This is a genomic window from Desulfosarcina variabilis str. Montpellier, assembly GCF_048565275.1.
Lineage (GTDB): Bacteria > Desulfobacterota > Desulfobacteria > Desulfobacterales > Desulfosarcinaceae > Desulfosarcina > Desulfosarcina variabilis.
This window is the reverse complement of the sequence record NZ_CP159846.1, coordinates 9418011-9443967: the sequence shown is the minus strand read 5'-3', so window position 1 is coordinate 9443967 and position 25957 is coordinate 9418011. Positions and strand designations below refer to the sequence as shown.

General features: G+C 52.8%; 23 protein-coding genes. 13 read left to right on the top strand and 10 right to left on the bottom strand.

Annotated elements, in window-relative coordinates:
• The first annotated feature begins 183 nt into the window (after positions 1 to 183).
• A complete protein-coding gene (locus Dvar_RS42345) occupies positions 184 to 1074 on the top strand; it encodes a hypothetical protein (protein WP_419659501.1) in 891 nt (296 codons plus the stop codon).
• A 100-nt stretch (positions 1075 to 1174) separates the two neighbouring features.
• Here Dvar_RS42345 and Dvar_RS42340 read toward each other — a convergent pair whose 3' ends face one another.
• From Dvar_RS42340 to Dvar_RS42330, 3 genes are all read right to left on the bottom strand, one after another.
• Entirely contained in the window at positions 1175 to 2389 is a 1215-nt protein-coding gene (locus Dvar_RS42340) for a PLP-dependent aminotransferase family protein (protein WP_419659500.1), read from the bottom strand.
• A 78-nt stretch (positions 2390 to 2467) separates the two neighbouring features.
• Positions 2468 to 3064: a TetR/AcrR family transcriptional regulator gene (locus tag Dvar_RS42335; protein ID WP_419659499.1), complete on the bottom strand. Its 597-nt coding sequence runs from the start codon at positions 3062 to 3064 to the stop codon at positions 2468 to 2470.
• 187 nt (positions 3065 to 3251) lie between these two features.
• Entirely contained in the window at positions 3252 to 3425 is a 174-nt protein-coding gene (locus Dvar_RS42330) for a hypothetical protein (RefSeq protein ID WP_419659498.1), read from the bottom strand.
• A 300-nt stretch (positions 3426 to 3725) separates the two neighbouring features.
• Here Dvar_RS42330 and Dvar_RS42325 point away from each other — a divergent pair, with 300 nt between their 5' ends.
• From Dvar_RS42325 to Dvar_RS42310, 4 genes are read left to right on the top strand one after another with little or no spacing between them, the layout of a single operon-like run.
• Complete coding sequence (locus tag Dvar_RS42325) at positions 3726 to 4238, top strand: cobalamin B12-binding domain-containing protein (protein WP_419659497.1); 513 nt, start codon at positions 3726 to 3728, stop codon at positions 4236 to 4238.
• Positions 4228 to 4722, top strand: coding sequence for an EamA family transporter (locus Dvar_RS42320; RefSeq protein WP_419659496.1), 495 nt, complete (start codon positions 4228 to 4230; stop codon positions 4720 to 4722). The genes Dvar_RS42325 and Dvar_RS42320 overlap by 11 nt, the downstream gene beginning before the upstream one ends.
• Positions 4689 to 4847 carry a hypothetical protein gene (locus Dvar_RS42315; RefSeq protein ID WP_419659495.1) on the top strand — a complete coding sequence of 53 codons (159 nt, stop codon included), beginning with the start codon at positions 4689 to 4691 and terminating at the stop codon, positions 4845 to 4847. Before Dvar_RS42320 ends, Dvar_RS42315 begins: the two co-directional genes overlap by 34 nt.
• Before the next feature lie 35 nt (positions 4848 to 4882).
• Positions 4883 to 5680, top strand: a complete 798-nt coding sequence (locus tag Dvar_RS42310; protein WP_419659494.1) for a sugar phosphate isomerase/epimerase family protein — start codon at positions 4883 to 4885, stop codon at positions 5678 to 5680.
• A 168-nt stretch (positions 5681 to 5848) separates the two neighbouring features.
• Here the strand turns inward: Dvar_RS42310 and Dvar_RS42305 are convergent, their stop codons facing one another.
• Complete coding sequence (locus tag Dvar_RS42305) at positions 5849 to 6733, bottom strand: exopolyphosphatase (protein WP_419659493.1); 885 nt, start codon at positions 6731 to 6733, stop codon at positions 5849 to 5851.
• A 295-nt stretch (positions 6734 to 7028) separates the two neighbouring features.
• Here Dvar_RS42305 and Dvar_RS42300 point away from each other — a divergent pair, with 295 nt between their 5' ends.
• Entirely contained in the window at positions 7029 to 7937 is a 909-nt protein-coding gene (locus tag Dvar_RS42300; protein WP_419659492.1) for a hypothetical protein, read from the top strand.
• A gap of 151 nt (positions 7938 to 8088) precedes the next feature.
• On the opposite strand, the gene Dvar_RS42295 is transcribed toward Dvar_RS42300, so the two are convergent.
• A complete protein-coding gene (locus tag Dvar_RS42295; protein WP_419659491.1) occupies positions 8089 to 8904 on the bottom strand; it encodes an SDR family NAD(P)-dependent oxidoreductase in 816 nt (271 codons plus the stop codon).
• Positions 8901 to 9653 carry a YkgJ family cysteine cluster protein gene (locus Dvar_RS42290; protein WP_419659490.1) on the bottom strand — a complete coding sequence of 251 codons (753 nt, stop codon included), beginning with the start codon at positions 9651 to 9653 and terminating at the stop codon, positions 8901 to 8903. The genes Dvar_RS42295 and Dvar_RS42290 overlap by 4 nt, the downstream gene beginning before the upstream one ends.
• Before the next feature lie 612 nt (positions 9654 to 10265).
• On the opposite strand from Dvar_RS42290, the gene aprB reads away from it, so the two are divergent.
• From aprB to qmoC, 5 genes are all read left to right on the top strand, one after another.
• On the top strand, positions 10266 to 10697 hold the full coding sequence (gene aprB / locus Dvar_RS42285; RefSeq protein WP_419659489.1) for an adenylyl-sulfate reductase subunit beta: 432 nt from the start codon (positions 10266 to 10268) through the stop codon (positions 10695 to 10697).
• A 64-nt stretch (positions 10698 to 10761) separates the two neighbouring features.
• Complete coding sequence (gene aprA / locus Dvar_RS42280) at positions 10762 to 12741, top strand: adenylyl-sulfate reductase subunit alpha (protein ID WP_419659488.1); 1980 nt, start codon at positions 10762 to 10764, stop codon at positions 12739 to 12741.
• Between the two features lie 330 nt (positions 12742 to 13071).
• The gene (locus Dvar_RS42275; protein ID WP_419659487.1) at positions 13072 to 14349 is read left to right on the top strand and encodes a CoB--CoM heterodisulfide reductase iron-sulfur subunit A family protein; all 1278 of its coding nucleotides are present in this window, start codon (positions 13072 to 13074) and stop codon (positions 14347 to 14349) included.
• 10 nt (positions 14350 to 14359) lie between these two features.
• Positions 14360 to 16696, top strand: a complete 2337-nt coding sequence (locus tag Dvar_RS42270; protein WP_419659486.1) for an FAD-dependent oxidoreductase — start codon at positions 14360 to 14362, stop codon at positions 16694 to 16696.
• 71 nt (positions 16697 to 16767) lie between these two features.
• The gene (gene qmoC, locus Dvar_RS42265; RefSeq protein ID WP_419659485.1) at positions 16768 to 17916 is read left to right on the top strand and encodes a quinone-interacting membrane-bound oxidoreductase complex subunit QmoC; all 1149 of its coding nucleotides are present in this window, start codon (positions 16768 to 16770) and stop codon (positions 17914 to 17916) included.
• Between the two features lie 115 nt (positions 17917 to 18031).
• Here qmoC and rsmG read toward each other — a convergent pair whose 3' ends face one another.
• From rsmG to Dvar_RS42250, 3 genes are all read right to left on the bottom strand, one after another.
• Complete coding sequence (gene rsmG, locus Dvar_RS42260) at positions 18032 to 19453, bottom strand: 16S rRNA (guanine(527)-N(7))-methyltransferase RsmG (protein ID WP_419659484.1); 1422 nt, start codon at positions 19451 to 19453, stop codon at positions 18032 to 18034.
• 138 nt (positions 19454 to 19591) lie between these two features.
• Positions 19592 to 20869: a peptidoglycan -binding protein gene (locus tag Dvar_RS42255; RefSeq protein ID WP_419659483.1), complete on the bottom strand. Its 1278-nt coding sequence runs from the start codon at positions 20867 to 20869 to the stop codon at positions 19592 to 19594.
• A 3-nt stretch (positions 20870 to 20872) separates the two neighbouring features.
• Positions 20873 to 21760 carry a biopolymer transporter ExbB gene (locus Dvar_RS42250; protein ID WP_419659482.1) on the bottom strand — a complete coding sequence of 296 codons (888 nt, stop codon included), beginning with the start codon at positions 21758 to 21760 and terminating at the stop codon, positions 20873 to 20875.
• 358 nt (positions 21761 to 22118) lie between these two features.
• On the opposite strand from Dvar_RS42250, the gene Dvar_RS42245 reads away from it, so the two are divergent.
• Positions 22119 to 23579: a hypothetical protein gene (locus Dvar_RS42245; protein ID WP_419659481.1), complete on the top strand. Its 1461-nt coding sequence runs from the start codon at positions 22119 to 22121 to the stop codon at positions 23577 to 23579.
• Entirely contained in the window at positions 23576 to 24373 is a 798-nt protein-coding gene (locus Dvar_RS42240; protein WP_419659480.1) for an RluA family pseudouridine synthase, read from the top strand. Before Dvar_RS42245 ends, Dvar_RS42240 begins: the two co-directional genes overlap by 4 nt.
• On the opposite strand, the gene Dvar_RS42235 is transcribed toward Dvar_RS42240, so the two are convergent.
• The gene (locus Dvar_RS42235) at positions 24357 to 25937 is read right to left on the bottom strand and encodes a class I adenylate-forming enzyme family protein (RefSeq protein ID WP_419659479.1); all 1581 of its coding nucleotides are present in this window, start codon (positions 25935 to 25937) and stop codon (positions 24357 to 24359) included. The genes Dvar_RS42240 and Dvar_RS42235 overlap by 17 nt on opposite strands.
• Positions 25938 to 25957 lie beyond the last annotated feature (20 nt).

Below are 25957 nucleotides of genomic sequence, written 5' to 3'. Positions count from 1 at the left end.
TACTTGACTGCCCAAATTGCTTGTGCCAAAAGCCAAAAGAAACGCCATTTGCTAAGAATGCGGTCAATGGGTGAAGAAAAAGACCGCCCCTTTAACTACATGGCCCAGTGAACAATGATTATGAACTAAAGGGTGTCCGACGTTGCCACCGGTATTTGGAACTGGGTACGATATGGAGTGACAATGACAGGTTTCAGACCCGTTTCAGTGGATCAGTTCATCAAGCAGTATTTGCACAACAATAAAGGGGCCGACAGCGATACCGTGCGGGCGGGTGTCGAAGACGCGCTTGCCGCCTTTCGTCAGGGGGTACGGTGCGCATGTGGGAATCCCCTCTGGGTGGCGGGATCTGCTGTTGCCGGTTATGGGTGTTTTCGCTGTATTACCGGATCGGCCCAGCCCGATGGTGATCCGGAAATTGCAGAGGCATGCGATGATTTTATTTTTGAAATAGAGCCGGACCCGATTTCCCAGGTGAATGAAATCATGAAAAATCACCCTCGGGATTATCGAGAGCGGCTGGAAGAGATCGGGTTTGTCTGGCAGGATGACGAGTATGACCTGTTGTACGAGGAAGAGGCCAAAGAAGAGTGTCTGGCCGCTCCGGAATCCGAAAACCAGCGTCAGCTGGTAGATTTTTTTGATACCGGCGGGGTCGTTGACCAACTGATTTTAAATGCATACCTGAATGAACGGTATACCGAAACGCCCAATCTACCGCTGATTCGCAAGTACTTTAAAAAAGCCAACCCCAACTTGAAAGCGATCCTGTTGATGGGCTTGACCCTTAACCCCACAGACCTGGATCTTTTGGATGATCTGGCCTATTTCAGTGAATTTGACAGTATGTTGGGTGAACTCATCGATTTTTACACCGATGCCTGTATCAAAGAGACGGATATGGAACAGTTTTCCCTGCTGGTCCAGGATTTTCATATGAACACCTATGAGCAGGGCTATGATGCCCTGCATGAGCTGACCACTATTTTTCAATCCGGTGACAAGGGGGCTGTGATCCAACATCTTAGCGAGACCATCGAACAGCAAGATGATTTGGACAGTATTCCCTTTTGACGGAAACGATAGCCGGTGCATCGATAATTTGATTTTAGAATGGGTCTGAATCCATGCCACACGGCCTTTGGGTTGTCCGGATGCACATGTATCTGAGATGCTACACCGCCTGTCGCCAATCCGGTATTTGCGTCATCGCTTCACGAAAAACGTCCCCCAAAACCTTGATCGCCCGGTAAAGCGTGGATTCATCGGCCATGGTGTAATTCAGGCGAAGGGTTTCACGACCGTCTCCCGGCCGGGCAAAGAAAAACGTGCCGGGTACAAACGCCACATTGCGGGCAATGGCCTGTTGGTTGACGATTTTCATATCCATTCCCGATGGGCCTTGAACCCAGACAAACATCCCACCATCGGGCCTTGACCATGAGAATTCACTGGGAAAGAAGCGTTGCATAGCCTCCAGCATGGCGTGTTGCCGTGGTCGGTAAAGTGCGATGATGCGTGGCAGATGACGGTCTAAATGTCCCCCGTATAAGTATTCTGCGGCCAGGGCTTGGTTAAAGGTGCTGGTGTGCAGATCAACCCCCTGTTTGGCCAGCACCAGCCAGCGGCGAATCAAGGCCGGCGCCAGGCAAAATCCGATACGCAGCCCCGGCGCGAGCACCTTGGACAGGGTGGAGATGTACACCACCTGGTCCGGTGCCAGGACGTTGATGGGGGACAGCGGGGTTCCGCGGTACCGAAGATCACCGTACGGGTCGTCTTCCAAAAGCAGTGTATCGTGCCGCCGGATGATGTCGGCGATGGCCTTGCGCCGCTGCATGGGCAGGGTGCGCCCGGTGGGGTTCTGAAAGTTGGCCACCAGATAGACGAATTTAATGGATTGGGTCGACAGTGCCTGTTCCAGGGCGTCGGGCCGCATCCCCTGATCATCCGTGTCGATTTGAACGTACCGGGGGGCATACGGGGCAAATGCCTGGAGGGCGCCCAGGTAGGTGGGGGCTTCCACGGCCACCCGGTCACCGGGCGTGATGAGAATTTTTCCCAAACCGTCTAGTATGCCTTGGCTACCGCTGGTGATCAGGATTTTATCCGCTGCCGCGTCGATGCCCTTTGCTGCCAGATAACCGACCAACGCCTCTCGCAGGGGCAGAAATCCTTCGGTCAGATCATACTGGAAAGCCCGCGATCCGTATTTTCGTATGACCGTATCGATGATGTCCTGCAGGATGTGCATGGGAAAGCTTTCCGGCGCCGGTATCCCGCCGGCCAGAGAAATCATCCCCGGGCGCGAGACGACTTTGAGAATTTCGCGAATGGCACTGGCGCCCATATTGCGGGTCCGGTGGGCAAGGTGGGATTGGGTGAGCATAATGGTTCTTCTCCTTGAAAAATTAAGACCGGTTGGTATTTATTTACCGATTACCGATTACCGATTACCGATTACCGATCACTTCCTCAACTGACCGATAAAAAAGGCCAGCTGATCATTCGCCTGGCGGGGGATGCCATTTTCCCGCGTGGACATATACAAGGTGGCAGCGCCGTTTAAAGTGATGATAATGAAATCGGCAATCTCCCGGAAGTTGAGGTCCTTTTTGAGCAGTCCGGCCGAGTCGGCTTCGCCCAGCCAGGACTGGAACAGCTTGGAAAACCCCACAAACCCTTTCAGGATATGGCGCCCCATGGTATCGGACTGGCCGGACAGTTCCACCAGCATATTGACGAAAAAGCATCCGCCATCAAACGTCTCTTTGCCCAGATAATTCAACAGTACATTCTCGATGGTGCGCTCAATCCGTTCAAGCGGGTCGGCAATGGGGCGTACATCCTTAAAAACAACACTGCGCCAGATCTCCACGGCATCGTCGTATACTGCCCGCCAGACTTCTTCTTTGCTTTTGAAGTGGCAGTACAGACCGCCTTTGGTCAATCTGGTAGCCTGCAGGATATCGCTGATGGAAGTGTTGAAATATCCTTTGACGGAAAAAAGCTGCAGGGACTTTTCAATGATATTGCGACGGGTCAACTCGCCTTTGGCGGACATGGCACACTCCTTTTTAAAACCAACCGGTCTTTCTTTTATTGCGGCACAACGAAAAAGTCAACCACTGATTTTCAGCTTAGTTGAATCGATTTCAGATCAACGCCAGGAGATTAGGGCTCCAGGAAGGCGGATCACTGCGGCATAAATCGGAGTGTGAAAACGGAAGGCGGCCTACCGGTGCATCGGCTTATGCGGTTTGCTGTTCGTAAGTTGCGGATTGGTCAAATCCGACACCATTTACAATCACAGACGCCAAACGCATGAAACCGGTGATCAATCCCAAGGTGACGAAGGAAACGAGAAAAAGCGAGAAAAAAACCATCAGGCCAGAAACCAGTCCGAAAAGCATGTAATCAAGCATGGGCGCGTCCTTTCTATTCGACAAATCTTTCAGCATTATGTTACATAATTGAAAAGCAAATTTGCTGCCAACTATTTATCATTTGGATAACATGCTCAATATATAGCGTTTTTTAAATGTTTGAAAAAATATTGTCTCGAATGGAAAGCGAAAATGATACAAAAATTTGCCCGATGCTTGGAAAATGAGAAGAAAAGGTAATGTTTGACTCGACTTGACTGGGATGTTATCCGGTGCCCAACGCGAATGCCAACCACCACCTGACAAGCGCTGCCGCTGTTTGAGGAAAGATGCGTTGCCATGCAAAACCCAATCGATACATACCGAAAAGCGATCGACCAACTGGCCCAGACTTGGATTTCATCCGGGCTGCCGTCACGTCAGGAGATTGACCGCGCGGCCGATCGGCTCCTGCGTCTTCGTGATCAGCTTGGCATTCAGGGCCTCTGGACCTCCCCCCCGGTGATGGTAACGGCGACATTGGATGATGGGTTGGGGCAGGGATTGGCCGTGATTGAAAAATATGCCTCAACCATCGGAATTCGGTTGGTCTCCTTGGGGCTGATGCAAACGCCCGAGACCATCATCGCCGCCTGTCAGTGCGAGCAGCCGGATTTCCTGGGCATGACCGTTCTTCAATTCGACACGGAAGATGATCTGATCGTTATCGCCGCAAATCTATCCCCGAAAACCCGGATTGTCGCCGGTGGTCCGGTGTTTTCCGGAGATCCGGAATTTGCCGAGCGAACCGGCACCCATTATGCGGCCAAACATGTGGGCTATTTTTTAAGGTTCATGCTCGATGCGGTCTGACGCGGAAAAATCACCGTTGACTGTTGGCATGGCATCCGCCACGTCTCATATGACACTGGTTTCAGTATGCGTTACCATCATGCTGACCGTCATTTTCGGAGGTAATGCGGTGGCGATCAAACTGACCCTCACCGGTATGGGGCCACTGACCAGTGCCGGGCTTCGCTTTGTCCTGGCCGCGACTGCCATTGCCTGTTGGGCACGGGTTACCAGACGGTCTTTTTGCATCCGTGCGGACCAGGTTTTTCACCTGCTTTTGGTTTCGCTTGGATTTACCACTCAGCTAACGCTGTTTTATCTGGGGCTCGAGCGCACGTTTGCATCCCGCGGGGTGCTGATTTCCAATTTGCTGCCGTTTTTCGTATTGTTTCTTTCCCACCGGTTTATCCCCGGTGAACGGATTACATTGAAAAATATGGTGCATCTACCCTGCACTCGTTCGTATTTATCATGCCCATTGCCGGTGTGGTTTTCAGTGGGCTGATTTTGCATGAGCCCCTTTCACCCAGTCTGGTTGTCGCTTTGGTTTTGATCGCCACCGGTATTTTGTTGGTCCATCGAAGCCCCAAATGGCCTACGTTTACGTTTCCTTTGGGCAGGGGGTGGTAAGTGGAATACACGATAAACGTCATGGAGGTTAGCATATGCAGTTTGGCGCGATGAATTTTCCAGTCGCACCGGTGCTGGATGAAATCGAGACATTTTCCCGGTTGGGGTTCGATTACCTGGAACTGACCATGGATCCGCCCATGGCTCACCATCGCATTCTGGCCTCAAATAAAAACGCCATTGCCCAGGCGCTCAAAACTCATGGAATGGGGCTGGTTTGTCACCTTCCAACGTTTGTGACCACGGCCGACCTGACTGAAAGCCTGCGGCAGGCATCCGTCATGGAAATGCACGAATCGTTAGCGGTTGCCGCCGAGCTAGGCGCCGGCAAAGTGGTCCTCCATCCCAGCATGGCCGGCGGGATGGGCGCCTTTGTGCTGGATGTGGTCAAAGGGTATACATTTGACTTTTTCGCCGAAATGGTGGACGCAGCCGATCGGTTGGGGGTGACCATCTGCTTGGAAAACATGTTTCCACGCAACCGCCTGGGGGTGGAACCGGATGATTTCAAGGAAATATTTAACGTGTTTCCCACATTGAAAATGACGCTTGATACCGGGCATGCCAACATTGACGATCGTCGGGGACGACGGCTGAAAACCTTTGTGGACGATTTCGGACCGCGAATCTGTCACCTGCACATCAGTGACAACAAAGGCCGGGTGGATGATCATCTTGCGGTGGGACAGGGAACGATCAAATTTGCCGATCTGGTTCGGCGTTTGAAAGGGGCCGGCTATGACAAGACGATCACCCTGGAAGTGTTTGATCCCAACCGCGAAATGCTTGTGGCCAGCCGGGAGCGGATCCGGGCGCTATTTCAGGATAATTGATCGGCAGGATTCACTGACGGATTCGTAAAAAGCCCGATATCGGCGTTACGCTTCATCCTTCGTCACTGCGGAGTACTTTAAGTACGCCTCATTCCTCAGGATTCGCAAGCCTTGATCTCGGGCTTTTTACGAATCCGTCCGAACGGCGATTTTTTACGAGTTCATCATTCACTGGGGCTCGTTTTTTACCAGGATCTTGATGATTCGCTCCAGATAATCCGCGGCTTTGTAACGAGCAAAGCGGCAGGCGCCGGCACCGGGATGCCCTCCCCCTTCAAAGGCGGACAACATTTTTCCCACATTCACCTTGCACCGGCGATTCAAAATACTGTGACCCACTTTGATGCTGGCCTGATCGTTTTCGCAATACACGATTTTGACATTGACCGTACAGTCGGGAAACAAGGAGTAGACCAAAAACCGGTTTCCGTCCGGTGCCGGGTCCAGTTCTCTGAAATCGGTTACGCTAACCGGGCCTGTCAGTATGGTGTGTTTTTTCAGTGCCTGTTCATAGTCGGCATTGTCGGCGACCACCTGCCGGCAGCGCTGTTTGACCTGGGGGTCGCCCATCACCTGATCCGGTGATCGGGTGCGCAGCAGGGTGACCAAGTGATTCCAATAGCGGGATTCCTCGGGGTCGTGGCCGGTGATGGTCATGGAAAGTAGCACAAAAGGGTGGTTTTGCGGATGGAGGATTTCATCCAGCGTTAAATCCGCCGAATCAATGCGATCCGTTTGATGCACCAGTTCAGCGTAATCGCGGTCAAATTTGTCGTGATAGGTTTCAAAGATGATCCCGGCGGCCGACGGAGCGATTTTAAATACACCCTTGATGGGGGCCTCGGGTTGGTTGGAGTAGTGGTGATCAAACCAGAGGCTGCAACGTTCGTGAAAAGGCAGATTGGCAATGATATCTCCCTTTTTTACATCAACCCGACCATGTTGCATATCGCTGGGTTGAACCCATAGCACCGGCTGATCGATGTCCAGTGCATCCATTAGCAGGACCGTGCATACCACACCATCAAAATCTGGCCTTGTTACCACCCGCATTACTTTTTTATCCTCGTCATGTCGATTTAATACTAATTATTGATTTATCAATAATCTACGATTATCGCAAGTGGGCGATTGCGCATATATGATGAGCGACAGGTGCTGGCCATATGCAAATGGGCCTTGAAGTTTGATGCATTCCATGAAAGACAAAACCCCCGCAGCGATTGCTGAAGGGAGCAGTATGCCTTATTTTACCAAACGCTTGATATGTCGAGCGTGAAAACCGATAAGGAAAATTTAGTGTATGGCAATAGGCGCATCATCCGCTTTTAAGGAAGGTAAATTGAAAATGGCAGATATTCAGCTGGCGAATCTGGTTGACATGGATTCCCCTCAAGCGGTGTTAGACGAAGCGATAAAAATAATCGGCCTTTTTCCCCAAAAAACCAAGCCCCAACGGATACGGTCGGCATTCACCCAGACCGTTTCATTATATAATGGTCGATGGAAGGACGTCAGTCGGTGCAATACCGATTATCACAATCTGAAACATGTAACGGACTGTTTTTTGGCAATGGTTCGCCTTCTTCACGGCGCCGCTGTTTCGGGCATTCGATTTTCGTTTTATCAGATCTGCCAGGGGCTGGTGTCGGCGCTGTTGCATGATGTGGGATATCTGCAGCACAAAGAAGACACCCTTGGCACAGGCGCCAAGTTTACCACCAGCCATGTGCGGCGCGGCATGGATTTCGTTCAACGCCATTTTGCCGCTTTTGGCCTCGAACAAGCGGATGTTCATGCCTGCATGACCATGATTCATTGTACGGATCTTGGTGCGGATCTTTCAGCCATTCCCTTTCCCGATCAAGCCACCCAACGGCTTGGCAAAATGCTGGCAACCGCGGATATACTGGCCCAAATGGCCGATCGTACCTATCTGGAAAAGCTCCTGTTGCTCTATTTTGAACTGGATGAAGCGTGTGTTGACGACTATGTTGACGAACTGGATCTTTTGCGGCGCGCAGAGGATTTTTATTTACAGATGACGGACCGGTTCGAGTTGCGACTGGATGCGTTCAACCGCTTGATGATTCATCATTTCCAGGCGCGCTGGGATATCGACCAGGATCTATATCAGCGGTCCATCCGCAAGCAGCAGAAGTATCTGCAAGCCATTCTTCAACAGGACAGTGACGATCCCCGTTGCTGGTTGCGGCGTAGCCGTATAGTAGAGATGGTACGTTCCAGATACAACTAGTGCCCATCCAGAAATGGCCAATTTGCCCGATATCGGCGTTGCGCGAAAAATTTAATCCTCGGAATATCAACCATATGCCTGTGGTTAAATTTTTCGGGCGCCTTGATCTCGAACAAATTTGCCTATTTCTGGATGGACACCAACTATAATATCAAACCACCCCTTCAGGCATGGGCGCTACGGGTTCTCCGCCTAGCGGATACCCGCCATCCAGGCGGATGATGCTGCCGGTCATGAACGGTGCGTCATCGAGCAGAAACCGGACGGCCCGGATCACATCATCGATGCGACCGATTCGGGCCAGCAGGGTGTGATCCACAATGGCCTGGCGCTGGGATTCGGTCAACAGTCCCCATCCGCGGGTATGCGGTCCATGGCGGGTTTCCATCACGCCCAACATCAGTTCGTTGACCCGCACGCAAGGCGCACCAAGCCGGGCCCAGGTTTCCGTGAGCAGGCCAATGCCCCGATTGGCAGTGGCGTAGCCCTCATTGAACAGGTAGCTGGCCGGACCGCTGCGGCCGACGATGCCGGCGATGGAGGAGATGTTGATCACCGCGCCGTCGCCCGTGGCTTTCAGGTGGGGCAGGGCCGCATCGAAAAGCCAGCGCTTGGCCCGCAATGTGGTGGCCATTTCAAGATCCCACTGCTCCTGGACGTAGGCACCGTGAACCACCGGCCACCCGCCACGCTCGATATTGTTGATCAGGATGTCCAGCCGACCGAAACGATCCACCACACGGTCGATCAGACCGGGTATCGTTTCCGTATCCAATAGATCAATGCGCTCGATCATGTGGTCTGTGCCGGTGGCGGCAAAATCGGCCTGCATGGCCGGCAGGCTTTCGGGCCAGTCAAACCAGGTGGCCGCCACTCGCGTGCCGCCTTGCAACAGGTCCAGACCAATGGCTTTACCGATGCCCTTGATACTGCCCAGCACCAGGGCGACTTTTTTGTCTGTCTTCATGTTGGGTGTGCCTGTTTGGTTTCGGGTCCTTTGAAAATTGTCTGGCCGACCCAGGCCATGGCCACCGTCAAAAGATCCAGGTCATGGGTGGCGGCGCGTTCAATCGTTTGCGGATTTACGCTAATCCCGGCCATGTCGGGGTTGCTGAATATCGTTTGGCGGAATGTATCCAGGTCGTACAAGGCGGTATAGACCTGGTTTCCGTCGGTGGGGCTGAGCACACCGGGGCGGTAGCGGTTTTTCAGACTGAGCAGTTCCAGCATCCTATCGTTCATCTGATTGTGGGTGGAAATCTCTTGGTCGGCCACCCATGCCGCCACGGTCTGGGAACGTTGTTCATTAAAGCCCAAACAGTGGGGTTCACGGATGATGGCCCAGTGTTCGGTCAACCGGCCGGTGTTGCGGTCGCGTGATACGCCCCGTGCCAGCGGGTAGGTGCGACAGGAGGCCGGACGGGCCGGATAAACGCTGCAGCCGGCATCGGTGACAAACGGACAGGCCAGGTCATCGTCCGCCTTGAAGCGCAGGCTGACTACCGGCAGACCGGTTTCAGGGCCGGTATGGGCGTCGGTGTAGGTGCTCAGAAAGTCAGCGGATGAGAGGTTCAGATGCTGTTTCAGGCATAGTACATCATAGGGCGATAACACCTGGTTCAAATCCCGGCAGCAGGCATTGAAGCAGGCCACCTGGGGCGAGCAGGCGAAACAAAAGGGTTGGTCCTTGTCCAGTGGCGAAATGGGATCGTTCATGACCGGCGTCCTTCAGCATTTGGATTTGAATTGGCCTATCTGGGGTTGCTTGACGAAGAGGTGGTAGCATGTTGGCCGGTCATGTCAACCGCATTTTTTAAAACAGCGCCGAAACCGATGCTAAAAAACAATCGCCAGTGGGCGCCTATCAATTGTTAGGAAAAGATTGCAGATAATCTGATGAACGATTTTCTCTACCACATATTGTGTCTATGAGGAATGATTCAACGACATGTGGGTCGTTGGGTGTCGGACCGTAAGTGGCTGCATCTCAAGGGATTTTATGGCGCCAAAAGTTCTTGACAATGAATATGCTGGATGGTATTGATCTTACCTTGCGTTACGCTGTGACTATCTTCCCGAATTTATTAAGATATATTCAATCGAACCAATCAATGCCGTAGTGTATTGAATTCATATCTGATCTGCGTTTTTTGGAAACGAAGTGTGGAGTTTAGGTTTAGATGTTAACGAAGTTTAACAGTCCGGATCGAACCCATTCGGACGCCACTAAATTGAAGGGAGGTGCGACGAACAGGAGGTGTTAATCCTTAAGTTTCGGAAAGTAGGTTGAGTGAACTCTTTTTTAACTAACCGTAGGAGGTATATTAAATGCCAAGTTTCGTAATTCAGGAAAAATGTGACGGCTGCAAGGGTGGCGACAAAACCGCTTGCATGTACATTTGTCCCAACGACCTGATGGTGCTGGATCCCAACGCCATGAAAGCCTACAACCAGGAACCGGATCAGTGCTGGGAATGTTTTTCCTGCGTAAAGATCTGCCCCACCCAGGCTATCGAAGTTCGCGGTTACGCTGACTTTGTACCGCTGGGAAGCTCGATCATGCCCATGATGGGTACCGAAGATGTCATGTGGACCTGTAAGTTCAGAAACGGCCTTATCAAACGCTTTAAGTTCCCCATCCGGACCACCCCCGAAGGCCAGGCCAATGCCTATGCCGATCTCAAAGGCAAAGACCTCGAAAGCGGTCTGCTGTCCACCCAAGAAGCTGACGGCGTCACCATTCCGACCCCGCAGCTGTAAGATCGGTTCATTGATTGCTGGAAAATAACTTTTAAGAATCTGACTTTCTACAGGAGGATGAAATATGGCATTACCGAATAAACCTGTGGGTGAACTCAAGGCTGTACGGGATCCCGAAGTTGTCGAGAAAGAAGTTGACGTTCTCATCGTCGGCGGTGGTATGGCTGCCTGCGGTACCGCGTTTGAAGTCAAAAAATGGCTGAAAGACGATCAGACTGTTCTGCTGTGCGACAAGGCCGCCATGGAACGTTCCGGTGCTGTTGCTCAGGGTCTGTCCGCCATTAATACCTACATTGGCGACAATGCCAAAGAAGACTACGTACGCATGGTCCGTAACGACCTGATGGGTCTGGTTCGCGAAGATTTGATCTATGACCTGGGCTGCTATGTTGACGATTCCGTCTACCTGTTCGAAGAATGGGGACTCCCCGTTTGGAAAAAGAGCGAAGACGGAAAGAACATGGACGGTAAAAAAGGCCAGAAAATGGGCACCCTGAAATCAGGTGCGCAGCCGGTCCGTACCGGTAAATGGCAGATCATGATCAACGGTGAGTCCTACAAGCGTATCGTCGCCGAAGCCGCCAAACTGGCTCTGGGCGAAGACAACATCATCGAGCGCTGCTTCATCGTTGAACTGCTCCTCGACGCCAACGTTGAGAATCAGATTGCCGGCGCTGTTGGTTTCTCCGTCCGTGAGAACCTCGTCTACATCATCAAATGCAAAACCATGATGGTTGCCTGCGGCGGCGCTGTGAACATCTATCAGCCCCGTTCGGTTGGTGAAGGTAAAGGCCGTGCCTGGTATCCGGTATGGAACGCTGGTTCCACCTACACCATGGCGATGAAGGTCGGCGCCGAATTGACCATGATGGAAAACCGTTTCACCCCGGCTCGTTTTAAAGATGGTTACGGCCCGGTTGGTGCGTGGTTCCTGCTGTTCAAGGCCAAAACCCTCAACGGTCTGGGCGAGGCTTTCGCCGGTAGCGACGCCGCCAAGGCAGAGCTGGAAAAATACGCTCCCTACGGCACCGCCGCCATCACCCCGACCTGTCTGCGTAACCACCTGATGCTGTTCGAGATGAAAGAAGGCCGCGGCCCGATCCTCATGGATACCGTAACCGCATTGGCTACCCTCGGCGCAACCATGGATAAAAAAGAGCTCAAGCACCTCGAGTCCGAAGCTTGGGAAGACTTCCTGGATATGACCTGCGGCCAGGCCAACCTGTGGTGTGCTCAGGACTGTGAGCCGGAGAAGAAAAACTCCGAAGTTATGCCCACCGAGCCTTACCTGCTGGGTTCTCACTCCGGTTGCTGCGGTCTGTGGTGCTCCGGCCCCGACTATGACTGGGTCCCGGATGCTTACAAAATCAAAGCCCGCAATGGCAAGGTCTACAAACAGATGACCACCGTTGAAGGTCTGTTCACCGCTGGCGACGGCGTGGGCGGCTCCGGCCACAAGTTCTCCTCCGGTTCCCATGCCGAAGGCCGTATCGCCGCCAAGCAGATGGTGCGCTACGCAACGGACTTCGCCGATTTCAAACCGGCCCTGAAACAGTCCAAGGAAGAACTGGTTGACCTGATTTACAAACCGGTCCGTACCTTCCTGGATAACTGCGAATACACCACCGCCATCGACATCAACCCCAACTACATCAAACCCAACGGGATGATGTATCGGCTGATGAAGGCTACCCATGAGTACGGTGCTGGAACGGCCACCTTCTACATGACCAGCAGCAAGTCTCTGGAAATCGTCATGGATCTGCTTGCCACCATGCGCGAAGACTGCGAGAAACTGGCCGCCGGTGACCTGCATGAGCTGATGAGATGCTGGGAAATCGAGCATCGTATCTGGACTGTGGAATCGCATCTGCGCCACATCCAGTTCCGTAAAGAAACCCGCTATCCGGGCTTCTACTATCAGTCTGACTATCCGGGACAGGATGATGAGAATTGGTTCTGCTTCACCAATTCCAAGTTCGATCCGGAAAAGAAGGAATGGGATGTTAAGAAAGTAGACTACATCAAAATCATTCCGGACTAATCGAATGAGAATGTCGACGGTTGTTTTAGTCGAATAGTTGTACACCTCCAGGTGCCCGATGGGCGCCTGGAGGTTTTTATTACCGAATCGACGGTAGTTGTTTTCGGGTAGTACCTATTCGTGATATGGACAGGTGACCTTGTCGGCCGATGTGGTGTTGCCTGGATATTGGAGCCTGAAACCGGCACCTGGAGATCATCATGATAACTGGATTGTTTCCAGTTCCCTGTTTCCAGCTTCAATAAAAGGGTATTACCCGAAACCATGGCAGTACAATCCTGAACTTTTATTCATGACCTTTTTAGAAACGTTGATGCACGGAGGGATAGCATGACAAACGACAAAGCAGCCCCTGCGAGTGGAAGCATTATGGTGGTGGGCGGCGGAATCGCCGGTCTGACCACGGCCATCGAGGCCGCTGAAGTGGGGTATGAAGTGTTTTTGGTCGAAAAAAATCCTTATCTGGGCGGAAGAGTTGCACAGCTGAATCAGTACTTTCCAAAGCTATGCCCTCCGACCTGTGGTCTGGAGATCAACTTCCGGCGGATCAAGGACAACCCCAGAATCAAGGTGTTTACCCTGGCCGAAGTCGAGAAAGTGGACGGAACGCCGGGCAATTACACTGTCAGTGTCAAGATCAATCCTCGCTATGTGAACGAGAACTGTACCTGTTGCGGTGCCTGTGCCGAAGCCTGTGAGACGGAAGTCTCCGATGAGTACAACTTCGACATGTGCAAGACCAAGGGCGCCTATCTGCCATTTCAAATGGCCTTTCCGGCCAAATATGTCATTTCTCCCCAGATTATCGGCACCGATGATGCCACCAAGGTCAAAGAGGCCTGTAAATACGACGCGGTGGATCTGGACATGCAGGCCAAGACCGTCGATCTGCCCGTGGGCGCCATTGTCTGGGCCACCGGTTGGGAGCCCTACGATGCCCATCGCATCGACAACCTGGGCTTCGGCCAGTACGACAACATCATCACCAACATGATGCTCGAGCGCCTGGCATCCAATAATGGTCCCACCAAAGGCAAAATCGTGCGTCCTTCCGATGACAAGGCGCCCGAGAGCGTGGCCTTTGTGCAGTGTGCCGGTTCGCGTGACGAGAACCACCTGCCCTACTGCTCCTACATCTGCTGCATGGCATCGCTTAAGCACGCCACCTATATCCGTGAGCAGTATCCGGACACCAAAGTCTACATTTTCTATATCGACATCCGTTCTCCAGGCGATCGATACGAGAAGTTCTATAACAAAATCAAGGAAGATGAAAACGTCATCTTTATTAAAGGCAAGGTTGCCGAGGTCAGTGAAGACCCCAGCACCAAGAATATTACCGTGGTTGCCGAAAACGCGGTTACCGGGGAGAAGACTCGCCAGACGGTGGATATGGTTGTTCTCGCAACGGGTATGCAGCCGACTGCCGCCAACACCAAATTGCCGGCTGACCTTAAAATCAATGATGATGGATTTTTCGTCAATGATTTTGAACAGGGTGGCATGTTTGCCGCCGGCTGCGCGACCAAGCCGGCAGACGTGATTTCATCCAACCAGAATGCGACCGGCATGGCCCTGAAAGCCATTCAAACCCTGGTGAAAAGGTAGGAGGTAAACCATGGATAAAAAGTATGGTGTGTATATCTGCGAAGGTTGTGGCATCGGGGAGTCTCTCGATGTGAAAGCCCTGTGCGGGATTCCCGAAGAAGAGGGTGTGCCTGTCAAAACCCATCCGTTTTTGTGTGGCAAAGACGGGGTTGAACTGATCAAGAAGGACATCGCGGGCGGCACCAACAGCATCGTCCTGGCCGCCTGTTCCCGGCGCGTCAATTTTGATGTTTTCAGCTTCGATGGCTGTATTGTCGATCGCGTCAACCTGCGTGAAGGCGTGGTCTGGTCCCATCCGCGCAGCGATTTCCCGGCCCTGACCGATGAAGAAAAAGAAGATGAGGACAATTACGATCGCGTTCAGATGATGGCCGAGGATTACATCCGCATGGGCATGATCCGGGTCGAGAAAGTCAAACTGCCCGAGCCCTTTCTGCTGGATAATCTGTCCCGGAAAATCCTGGTACTGGGCGGTGGCATCACCGGTATGACCGCAGCCATCGATGCAGCCAAGCTTGGATACGATGTGACCATCGTCGAGAAAACCGACAACCTGGGCGGCTATGCGGCCAAGGTGAGAAAGCAGATGCCGGTCGCAGCGCCTTACGATGCGCTGATTTCGCCGATCGTCCAGGCCAAGATCGCCGAGGTCGAGGCCATGCCCAATATTACCGTGAAAACCGGTACGGTGATCGCCCGTATCGCCGGCCAGCCAGGTGAGTTCACGGTGACGATGAAAAAACCGGGTGAAAAGATTCCTTTTGATGTCCCCTATCCGCTGCCTGAGGAAATGAAATTCGATGAGAGCGGCAAGGAACTGGATGTAGACAAACAGCACGAAGTCTACATGAAATATAACGAAGGCAGGAACGACATCCTCAAGTTCGATCCCGACGGCGAGATGTTCGGCGCCGTGATTCTGGCTGCCGGTTGGCGCCCGGATGATCTTTCCGACGGCGATTTTTCACACCTTGGGTACGGTGTCATTCCCGACGTGGTCACCAACGCCCAGTTCGAAGAAATTGCCAAAGCCGGCAAGATCGTGCGGCCGTCCGACGGCCAGCCGGCCAAGTCGGTGGTTTTCGTCCAGAGCCCGGGCAAGGACGAGTCAGACGGCGATTTTGCCTATGCCGGCGCCGTGACCAGCATGGTTTCCCTGAAACAGGCCAAGTATGTGCGCGAAGACTACAGCGACGGCAAGGCCTTCATCTTCTACCAGCACATGCGTACGCCTGGTTTTTCCGAGCTCTTCTACAAAGGTCTGCAGCAGGACCCCGGAATTTTCATGACCAAGGGTTCCGTAATGAGTGTCGAGAAAAACGGCGACGGCATGATCGTGGATGCCTCGAACACGCTCTTGGGCGAGAAGCTGCAGGTCAAGGCTGACCTGGTCGTTCTGGGTGCTGGTATGGTTCCCGTAACCAAGGATGATCCAGTCGTTAACTTGGCCTACCGTCAGGGACCGGGTTTCCGCGATATCGGCCTGTTCAACGGATACGTGGACTCCAACTTCATCTGCTTCCCCTATGAAACCCAGCGGACCGGTATCTATGCCGCCGGTGCCATCCGTCGTTCCATGACCATGGAAGAGGCTATGGAGGACGCCTCTGGTGCGGCCCTCAAGGCCATCCAGTGCCTCGAGTCGGTTAACCGCGGCGTGGCTGTGCATCCGCGGTCGGGCGACATGACCTTCCCGGACTTCTTCTTCCAGCGCTGCACCCAGTGCAAGCGGTGTACGGAAGAGTGCCCCTTTGGCGCCCTGGACGACGATGAAAAGGGGACCCCGAAACCCAATCCCACGCGCTGCCGCCGTTGCGGTACCTGCATGGGTGCCTGCCCCGAGCGTATCATCGGTTTTGCCGATTACAACATCGACAGCATTGGCTCCATGGTCAAATCGGTCAGCGTACCGTCCGAAGACGACTACACCGAACCGCCGCTGCGTATCCTGGGCCTGGTTTGCGAAAACGACGCCTACCCGGCACTGGATATGGCCGGGCTCAACCGCTCATCCTATTCAGCGGATGTCCGCATCATTCCCATTCGCTGCTTGGGTTCCATGAATGTCATTTGGATCAAGGATGCGCTTTCCCAGGGCATGGACGGTGTTTTCCTGCTGGGCTGCAAGCATGGTGACGACTATCAGTGCCATTTTGTCAAGGGCTCCGAACTGGCTGACATCCGTATGAAAAAGATCGGCGATGCCCTGGCCAGCCTATCCTTGGAAAACGAGCGAGTGGCCCAATTTGAAGTGGCCATCGACGATTACGACAAGGTTCCCCAGATCATCAACGATTTTGTGGATTCCATCGAGGCGCTCGGTCCCAACCCGTTCAAGGGCTTCTAATTAAATAATGATATGAGGGCAGGGCGGCTAGCCGTCTTGCTTACCCATTTGTCCAAGTGAGGAGGTTAGAAATGGCGGATTCATATCTGGTCGAACCTGATGTGAGCTTTATTGAAGAAGTGAGCAGACTGGGCGGCGCCGATGTTAAAAAGTGCTTCCAATGCGCTACCTGCGCGGTGGCCTGCCCGATCTCTCCGGATACCAAACCGTTTCCCCGAAAAGAGATGATTGCCGCATCCTGGGGATTGAAAGACCGGCTGATCGGCAACGGTGATATCTGGCTGTGTCACAACTGCGGTGACTGCTCCACCCTGTGTCCCCGTGGTGCTCATCCCGGCGAAGTGCTTGCGGCAGTCCGCGCCGCTACGGTCATCGAGTATGCGACACCCAAGCCCATCGCCAAGATGGTCAGTGATCCCAAGAAACTGCCCATACTGTTGGCTATTCCGGCGGCCATTTTTCTGGTCGTGGGGCTGCTGCTCAAGATCGTCGGGGTGGACTGGCTGAACTTTGCTCCCAGTGGTGATCACCTGTGGCAGGCTGACTATATCGGCAACTATCTGGTGGACATGATCATGATTCCCACCTTTTTCTTTGCCATCGGCGTGTTTGCCCTGGGGTTGAAGCGCTTTCTGGCCGATATGCATGCCAACGCGCTGCTGGAAGGAAAAACCAATAAAGAAAAGATTGATCCCGCAGGTTTTGTGCAGGCGTTGATCAAGGTTGTACCGACAATCATGAAGCATCAGAAATTCAACGAGTGCGGTGAAAACAAGGAACGCTCAACCGCCCATATGATGGTGCTCTTTGCTTTCATCGGCTTGTTTATCGTTACCAATTGCTTTTTTGCGGCTGAGTGGATTTTCCATATTGAAGGGCCCTATCAGCAGATCAACCCGGTCAAGTGGCTGGGGAACATTGCCGGTATCGCTCTGGTGATCGGCGGTATCCTGCTGCTCAAAAACCGTCTGGCCAAAAAAGACCAGCCTTCCAGCTACTGGGATTGGTATCTTGTAGGCTTGGTGCTGGCCCTGGGCCTGACCGGTCTGTTGACCGAGATGCTGCGTCTGGGCGGCATGTACGGTCTGTCAGCCTTTGTTTACTATCTGCACCTGATCTTCATCTGGAGCCTGTTTGCCTATACGCCGTTCTCCAAGCTGGCCCACATCGTCTACCGGACGGTGGCCATGGCTTACCAGGAGTATAGCGGTCGGAAATAGATATTTCGAGTAGTACGTGGGGGTGTGTTGAAAGGAGGGCCTTTGGCCCTCCTTTTTTTGGGGGTTATGTTGAATGAACGATCAATGCCCACCGTTGAAACTGATAGCACAGCCATCAGCCCGAGCGTTTAGGGTGCCGGCGCCATTCGTAGAGGGCTATTGAGGTGGCCACGGCCGCATTGAGTGACTCCACATTCCCTGACATGGGAATCGAAATGGCCTGCTGCTGCCAGCGTTGCGGCAACCCTGGCCCTTCCATCCCTGCCATAAGACAGAAGGAGTCAGGAAAGACGATGTCGGGGAGCGGTTTCCCCGATGCTGCCAGGGCGACAACAGGCAGATCATCGGGGAGTTTTTCCATTGCCGGCCCCTGGTAAAGGGTTGCCGAAAAAACGGTGCCGGCCGAAGCGCGAATGGCCTTGGGGTGGAAGGGGTTGGCGCTTTCGGCGAGCAAGATAATCCGCTCCACGGCAAAAGCTGTGGCACTGCGGATCACGGCACCCACGTTTTCAGGATCCTGAAAAGGGATCAGCAGGCTGCATCCCAGGGCCGAGCGATCAGCAGCCCAGGATTTTATCGTCGGGAAGTCGTAAAGCACCATGGGCGCATGGGTGCCGAACTGGTCCAGTTCCCGGAAAAGCGGTGCTGACAGTTGGAGCCATTCCAGATGCTGCGGGGCATCGGCCGGTGGTCCATGGCGATCACCGCTACTGATCCATGCCAAACAGCGCTCGGGGGATTGGGCCATCACTTCGGCAACCAGTCGTCGACCACACACCAGGGTTTTACCCAGTTTTTTCACCCCCCGTCCACCCAGCATTTTTTTCAGATCTTTGAAGATCGGGTTGGATTCACTTTCGATGGCCCGAATACGGTGATACGTTACCGGTTGTGCTTCCGTTTCGATTTGAACGGCGGCGGCTCTGCGCCGATAACAAACAAGCCGGCGCTGATTCGGGGTGTGGGGAATCTGGTACGGCGTATCTTCGATCAGGTCATAATCACCTGAAAAATCGCGTGTTGCCTGTTCGATTTCCTGATCGCAACGCGGACCTTTCATAAAAATGATGACCCCATCCTTTTTAACACAGCCGGCCACGCGTGTTAGAGTGTCGGCAATAGGTTCCACGGCCCGAGTGATCACGCCGGCCACTGGACGGTCGTAATCCGGTGCAATTCCCCGTTCGATCACTTCAAGACCGGGAAGATGTAATGCATTTAACACGGTTTTTAAAAATTGGACCCGCTGTTGCCGGCTTTCGGCCAAAAGGATACTCAGATCAGGACGAAAAATTTTAAGCGGGATGCCCGGCATGCCGGGACCACTGCCCAGATCCATCAGTGGGGATGGCAAGTGGGTCTTGAGGGCCGGCAACATGGAATCCGCGTACAGTTTGATGACCATGTTTTCAAAATTGCGGATACGGGTCAGATTCAATTCGGCATCGTGGCGGCGGAGCAATCGATGGTAGACCCACAACTGATCCAGTTGAACCCCGGAAAGGTCAATGCCGCAGCGATTTAGCAGCGTCTTCATCAGCTCCGGGCTAGGCCTTTTTTTTTCGTCTCGCCTTAATGAATTGACCATCGGCTTGGTTGAGTTCGGTTTCAAGCGGGGACCCCACCTTAAAAAGATATGTTGAAAAAAGCCAGATGCGTAACACGTAGAATTTTTTTATCGCGAGGTCAACTTAATTTCGATGCGACGATTTTTTAGGTAAGCTTCCGGGGTGTCGGCAGAATCCAGGGGGTGGAACTTGCTGAAACCGGTGGCGGCCATATGGGATTGATCAATCCCCTGGCTGGATAAAAAGCGAACCACCGAGACGGCCCGTGCGGTGGATAATTCCCAGTTGGAAGCAAATCGTCCGGATGTTACCGGTACACGATCGGTATGCCCGTCGATTCTCAGAATCCAGTCGATTTCCGCCGGAATTTTAGCGGCCAGGGCCTTTAATGGCGTTGCCAATTGACTCAGGTGGCGGCGTCCTTCTTCTCCAAGGGTGGCCGACCCGGAGGCAAATAACAGTTCAGCCTGAAATACAAAGCGGTCGCCTTCGATGCGGATCAGCGGATTATCGCTCAGCACGGTTCTCAGGCGGCCGAAGAATTCAGACCGGTAGGATTCCAGATCATTGATTCGATTGGCCAGGGCCAGGTTCAAGCGTTTGCCCAGATCTTTGATCTCAGAGGATTTACTCTGATTTTCATCCTCGGCGATGTTCAGGGCCTGGCTTACCGTCTCCAAACGGGCCTTTAGCAAGGCAATACTCTGTTTCAACTGGGCAAGTTGGGCACGCGCACTGGCTGACAGCTGGCGTTCATCTTCCAGTGCCTGTTTTTGTTCGCCGATTAGTGCGGTCAGTGCCTGAATGCGGATCTCTTTTTGATCGAGGTGTTGTTGGGCCAACAGGGTTCGTTCTGTTTCGTCAGCCAGACGGGCCTCCAGGGCCTTCGAGCGGTCTCGCAGCGTTCCCATTTCCAGACGATTGGCTTCCATGGTCGTGGCCATGGCACCGATTCGGCTTTCCAACGTTTCACGAAGGCGCCGCAGGGCATCGATGTCTTCCTGCAAACTGCCGATGGTCAACAGTTGCTGCTCGATCCGGGACTGATCCTGTTCGGCGTCATTGGCCATATCCACGATCCGGTCCTCGAGCGAGACCTTGGTGTCTGTAAGATCGCTGATCATGACCGACAGCTCGGAAACGTTGGCGGTCAGGGTTCGGTTGCGCTGCTCTTCCAATCCCAGCTGGGCGGTCAGTTCACTGAGCTGGCGCTGCATGTTGGCCAATTCGCTTTCCTGGCCGGAAAGAATCTGGCTCAGCAGAAATTGGGCCACAGAGAAGATCAGAACCAGAAAGATAACGACCATGAGCAGGGCACTGAGTGCATCCACATAGCCGGGCCAGACATTGAAGGTGCGCTGGTTTCGTTTGGCGATACTGGACATGCATCAAGCCCTCATGGCCGTGACCGACCGTTTGCCTTTTGGGGATTCGACCGGCTGCCGGTCTGTAAGCAATTCATGAATTCTGCGGTTGTTTTCACGCAGTTCCTGATTCATTAAAATCAGCTGCGTTTTCAGATCACCGGCGGTATCAGATGCTGCCGGAGCGTGGACGATCGGCGCTTGCCCCTCTGCTTTGTCGATCAGATGGGTGACGCCGGACAGCCATTCTTCCAGCTCATTGAAGAAACGATTTTGCGCATGACCGGCCTGCAGGTCGATGAAACCCAGCACCAGGGAGCCGCCCAAGCCAAACAGAGAAGAACTGAACGCGGTGCCCATGCCGCTTAAAGGGCCTTGAAGGCCGGTTTTGAGGTTGGCGAATACGGCTGCGAAATCATGCCTGGCCACCTCCAGCCCATCAATGACCTGCCAGACCGAGGAGATGGTCCCAAGCAGTCCCCAAAACGTTCCCAACAATCCCAGAAATACAAGCAATCCGATCATGTAGCGCGATATTTCGCGGGATTCATCCAGGCGTCCGCGGATTCCATCCAGGACTGTGCGCATGGAAAAGGCCGACAGCGAAAAGTGGTCACGATTGAGCCCCTCCAAATGCTTGGCCAGTGGCTTCATCAACCGGGTCGGGTCGGAAACTGAAATCCCCACATTGCCGGTACGGAACATTTTGATCCACTGAAGTTCAGGTTCAAGGGCGAATACCTGGCGCATATTGATGGCAATGCCGGTAAAAAGTGCTGCAATGATCAGCAGATTGAAGCCCCAGTTGGCCATAAACGCTTTTTGAAGCGGTGAAAACATGAGCAGGCATACAACACTGACAATTGCCAGGTAAAGTGCCATCCAAAACAGGTGGTGTCGTGGATTGTTCATCAATATCCCTTCATTTGATCTGATCTTTGGTTGCTGGATATGCGCCTGATTGTTCCATGGGGCGCACACCGTCCAAGTTGTATATCGTCTGGTTTCCCGTTTAATTAAATCCTTAGATTGGATTTGCTTTTGGTCTGACCTGAAAGGTGAAATTCACGATCAACATCCAATTGTTTGCCGATTGCGTTTGCATGGATACAATACCGTCGGCTTCCCGAAACATTGACACAACCACTCTCACTATCTATAATACACTGAATTATTGATCATTTTTCCAGTGATCGGTAAGGTGGGGAAGATATTGGAAGCTTGCTGAAACCTGCATAACTATCCGGCTTGGTATGATGGTGGAAGAGCGATGACGATCATTCGACAGATTCAATCGGTGGAGCAGATTGAATCTCATTTGTTATGGGTTTACCGTGTCCAGCCGATGATGACGCTTCGTGCAGATGCAGGTTCCCCTATCACCGTCCGTCGGTTTATCTTTAATATTCATCGGTCTGAAGAAATTGTTGTCCGAGCGGCGCCGTTGGCGCTGCCAATAGACCGTCCTGTGACGATCAGTTATTTTTTTAATGGCTTTGAGCATTATTTCGAGAGTGAAATAATTAGCGCCAACAACGTCAAGAATGTTGGAACGTTTTTCAAAATCCGTCGTCCCATGGCGATTCGTGCTGTCAATCGCCGCAAATGGTTGCGGTGTTATCCGGGAGACCAGCTGCCCCTTAAGGTGACATTGGATTTGCCGAATAGTGGCCCCGTCACCACCTGTGTGCAGGAATTTTCCGCCAATGGTTTTTCTCTGGTGGTTTCTTCTGATTGCGCGGTGCCAAAGTGCCAGGATGAAGTCGACAGTGAATTGGAAATCCCTGGTCATGGTAGTGTAAGGGCAACGATTGTGGTCAGGAATCTCCTTGAAAGCGGACAGGGGGTGAGAATTGGCACCGAAATAAATAAAATCTCCGAAGCCAATAAAAAAATGCTGGTTGATTTTGCGGTTGCGCATACCATCAAAAGCAAATGCGCGCAAAGAAATGATCTGAAGGCATCGCCGCCCACGCTTTGTTTGATTCATGATAACTGCAAAATGGATGATACCCTGGACTATCTTGAAGCGCCCTATCGCCTGATTCGACATGATATTAAAAGCGATTGGAAAAAAATGCTCCAAATGTCTCCGGATGCCTTGCTGTTCAATCTGGATTCAGTCAACCCTTCTTCTTTGCTGCCTAAACTCAGATCACTGGCCAACTTTCAGGAAACCCCGGCTATTGTGATTGCCGATGAAGATAAAATGGACACTGGCTGTGACGCCACCGTTTTATCCCAATTCAATGACCCTGCTGTGCTGATTGAAACCATTGAACAGTCCATTTCGACCCGCAAAGAATCGCTGGAAATACTTTCAAGCGCCTATCAGGTCGAAAACGAACAAAAATCCGTTAATGCATCCATCCTGATCATTGATTTAATCGGTGGTTTTTCAAGCGCGTTGATTGAAGCCATTGAATCGCAGACCTTTCAGGTCACCATCAATACCGGGTTGACACGCATGCTCGATACCGTCATGAAAATAAAACCGGTCGCCGTTGTTATTCATTCAAGGATCGATGGCACGTTTATCAATTTATTGCGTTTGTTGAAAATGAATAAACACACCAAAGGATTGCCCCTGGTTGCCCTGTCCGCCAATGTCATGTCCGATCGCAAAAATCTTGGAAAAAACATGGACCCAAATATCAATCTGCTTCCCATCCATTCCGAACCGGTGACGCTGGCCCGCCAGATTGCAGGCATTGCCAGGCTTGGCCGATGATGGTTTCAGACGTTCCCATGGTCTCCACGGATTTTATCATTGATCGACAATGCTTTTATGATTCCCGGTGGCCTGTTTTTTTTGAGGACAACCATCTGCTTGCGGTCTACAAGCCGGCAGGTCTTCTGGTGCAGGGAGACCGAACCGGCGATATTTGTCTGCTTGACCTGGCAAAACGTTGGCTCAAAGTTCTTTACCAAAAGCCTGGAAAGGTTTTTCTGGGGATGGTCCACCGCCTGGATCGACCGGTGGCCGGTGTGGTGCTGTTTGCCCGTACGTCCAAGGCGGCTTCACGATTGTCTCAACAGTTTCGTGAAAGAACGGTCAAGAAAACATACCTGGCCGTGGTGGAAGGCACGCTGCCGAAGACGTCAGGACGCCTTCGGCATCATATTGAACGCAGCAATCGCCGCAACCGGGTGGTCCCTGAACCCACAAAGCGCAGCAAAAACGCCAGCTTGCAATATGAGGTGCTGGGTCATGACGGTGGGCGGAGCCTTGTGCGAATCAGCCTGGAAACCGGGCGGCGGCATCAGATCCGCATCCAGCTGGCCCACGCGGGATGTCCGATATTAGGTGACCGGCGCTATGGTGCGACGGCGGCGCTGCCTGACCGGGAGATTGCCCTGCTGGCCAATCATCTGGAGGTCGATCATCCCACGCGGGGGCAGCGCCTGGTGTTGACCTGTCCCCCGCCTGACGGATGGCCCTGGCCGGATACGCAAGCGCGGGATCACGTCCGGCCGCCCTGGGACTGGCGGGCTTTTGATTCCATCTTTAGTCAAGTTTTTTAAACGCTTCCCGCCTGCCGGTATACTTTTCTCTGATGGCGGGCTTCAAGACTTTTCCGGTGGCGCTACGCGGTACCGGATCGAAAATCACCTTGCGCGGCACCTTGTAGGTGGCCATTTTTGTTTTGGCATATTCGATCAGCTCTTCCTCGGTCATGGCTTTGCCTTGTTTGAGCTGTACCACGGCCAGTACGATTTCCACCAGTCGGTCATCGGGATATCCAATGCAGGCCACATCCTCGATATCCGGGTGATCCATCAGGGCGTCCTCGATTTCCACCGGATAGATATTTTCTCCCCCGCTGGTAATCATGTCTTTGGCGCGATCGACAATGTAGTAGTATCCCTCGTCATCGGTTTTGAGCAGATCGCCTGTGCAAAGCCAACCATCCTTGATCGTGGACTCGGTCATTTCCGGGTTGTTATGATACTCCTTCATCATGCGCTCTGTTTTAAAGAGCAGTTCTCCGACTTCACCGGATGGCATTTCAGTCCCATCGAAATCGATGAGCTTGGCTTCCACGCCGAAGGTGGGTTTGCCGATGGACCCGGGTTTTCGGAGGACATCTTCGGGATAGAGATTGAACAATCCCCCTCCGCCCCCTTCGGTGATGCCATAAATATTGGATACACCGCAGGGAAGGACCTCGACCAGCTTTTTCATAATGTCGAAGGGGACTGGCTGGGCACCGATCTCCATGTAGCGCCAGGCCGACAAATCGTAATCCGCCAGATTGATGGTGCCGTTGTCGATGGCGTTGAGAATCATGATGGCAACGGGCACGACAAACAGGGTGTCGGTGCATTTTTCCTCGGCCATGGCTTCGATGATGTACCTGGCGTCATTGAATTCGCGCAGGATGGTACCGGTGGCCCCGGTGGCGTAAAACGGTGCCCACAAAAACATGGTGCCGCTGTGAAATAGGGGGAGGAAGAAAAGATAATTGTCGTTTTTTTCGACAAAATAGGACATCCCGTTGCCGATGGCCGTGTTTTTCAGCGAGAAATGGGTGTGCATGACCGGCTTGGGGGTTCCGGTCGTGCCGGAGGTAAACATCATGGCCAGATCGTGTTGATCCGCCACATCCACCATGGCATCGGAAAGATCATCGTAGGTTTCAACGGCTTTGTAATCAACCATGTCATCCGGCACGGTGTCACCGATGCAGATGTATGTTTCCACGGATCCCAGTTTATTCTGGATGGGTTGAACAACGTCTAAGAACTCAGAGCCGAGCAAAAAAACGCGTGGATTGCTTACGCCTGCCGCAAACAGCACATCGTTGCTTTCAAATCTGAAATTCAAGGGAACGACAATGGCGCCTAAACGAATGATGGCATAATAGGTGATCAGCCACTCCAGGGAGTTGTTCTGCAAATGCATGACATAGTCACCATCTTTGACGCCGCATTCCTTGGCCAGGTAGTTGGCCGTGCGGTTGATGGCGTCGTTGAACTGCTTCCAGGTCAAGGTCCGTCTCTCACCGATCGAGGGGGTTCGTTCGATCAGGCTGATTTTATCGGGTAGATGACGGGCATGGATAGCGGCGTATTTTGAATAGTTCATGACAACCTCCTGAGTTGATG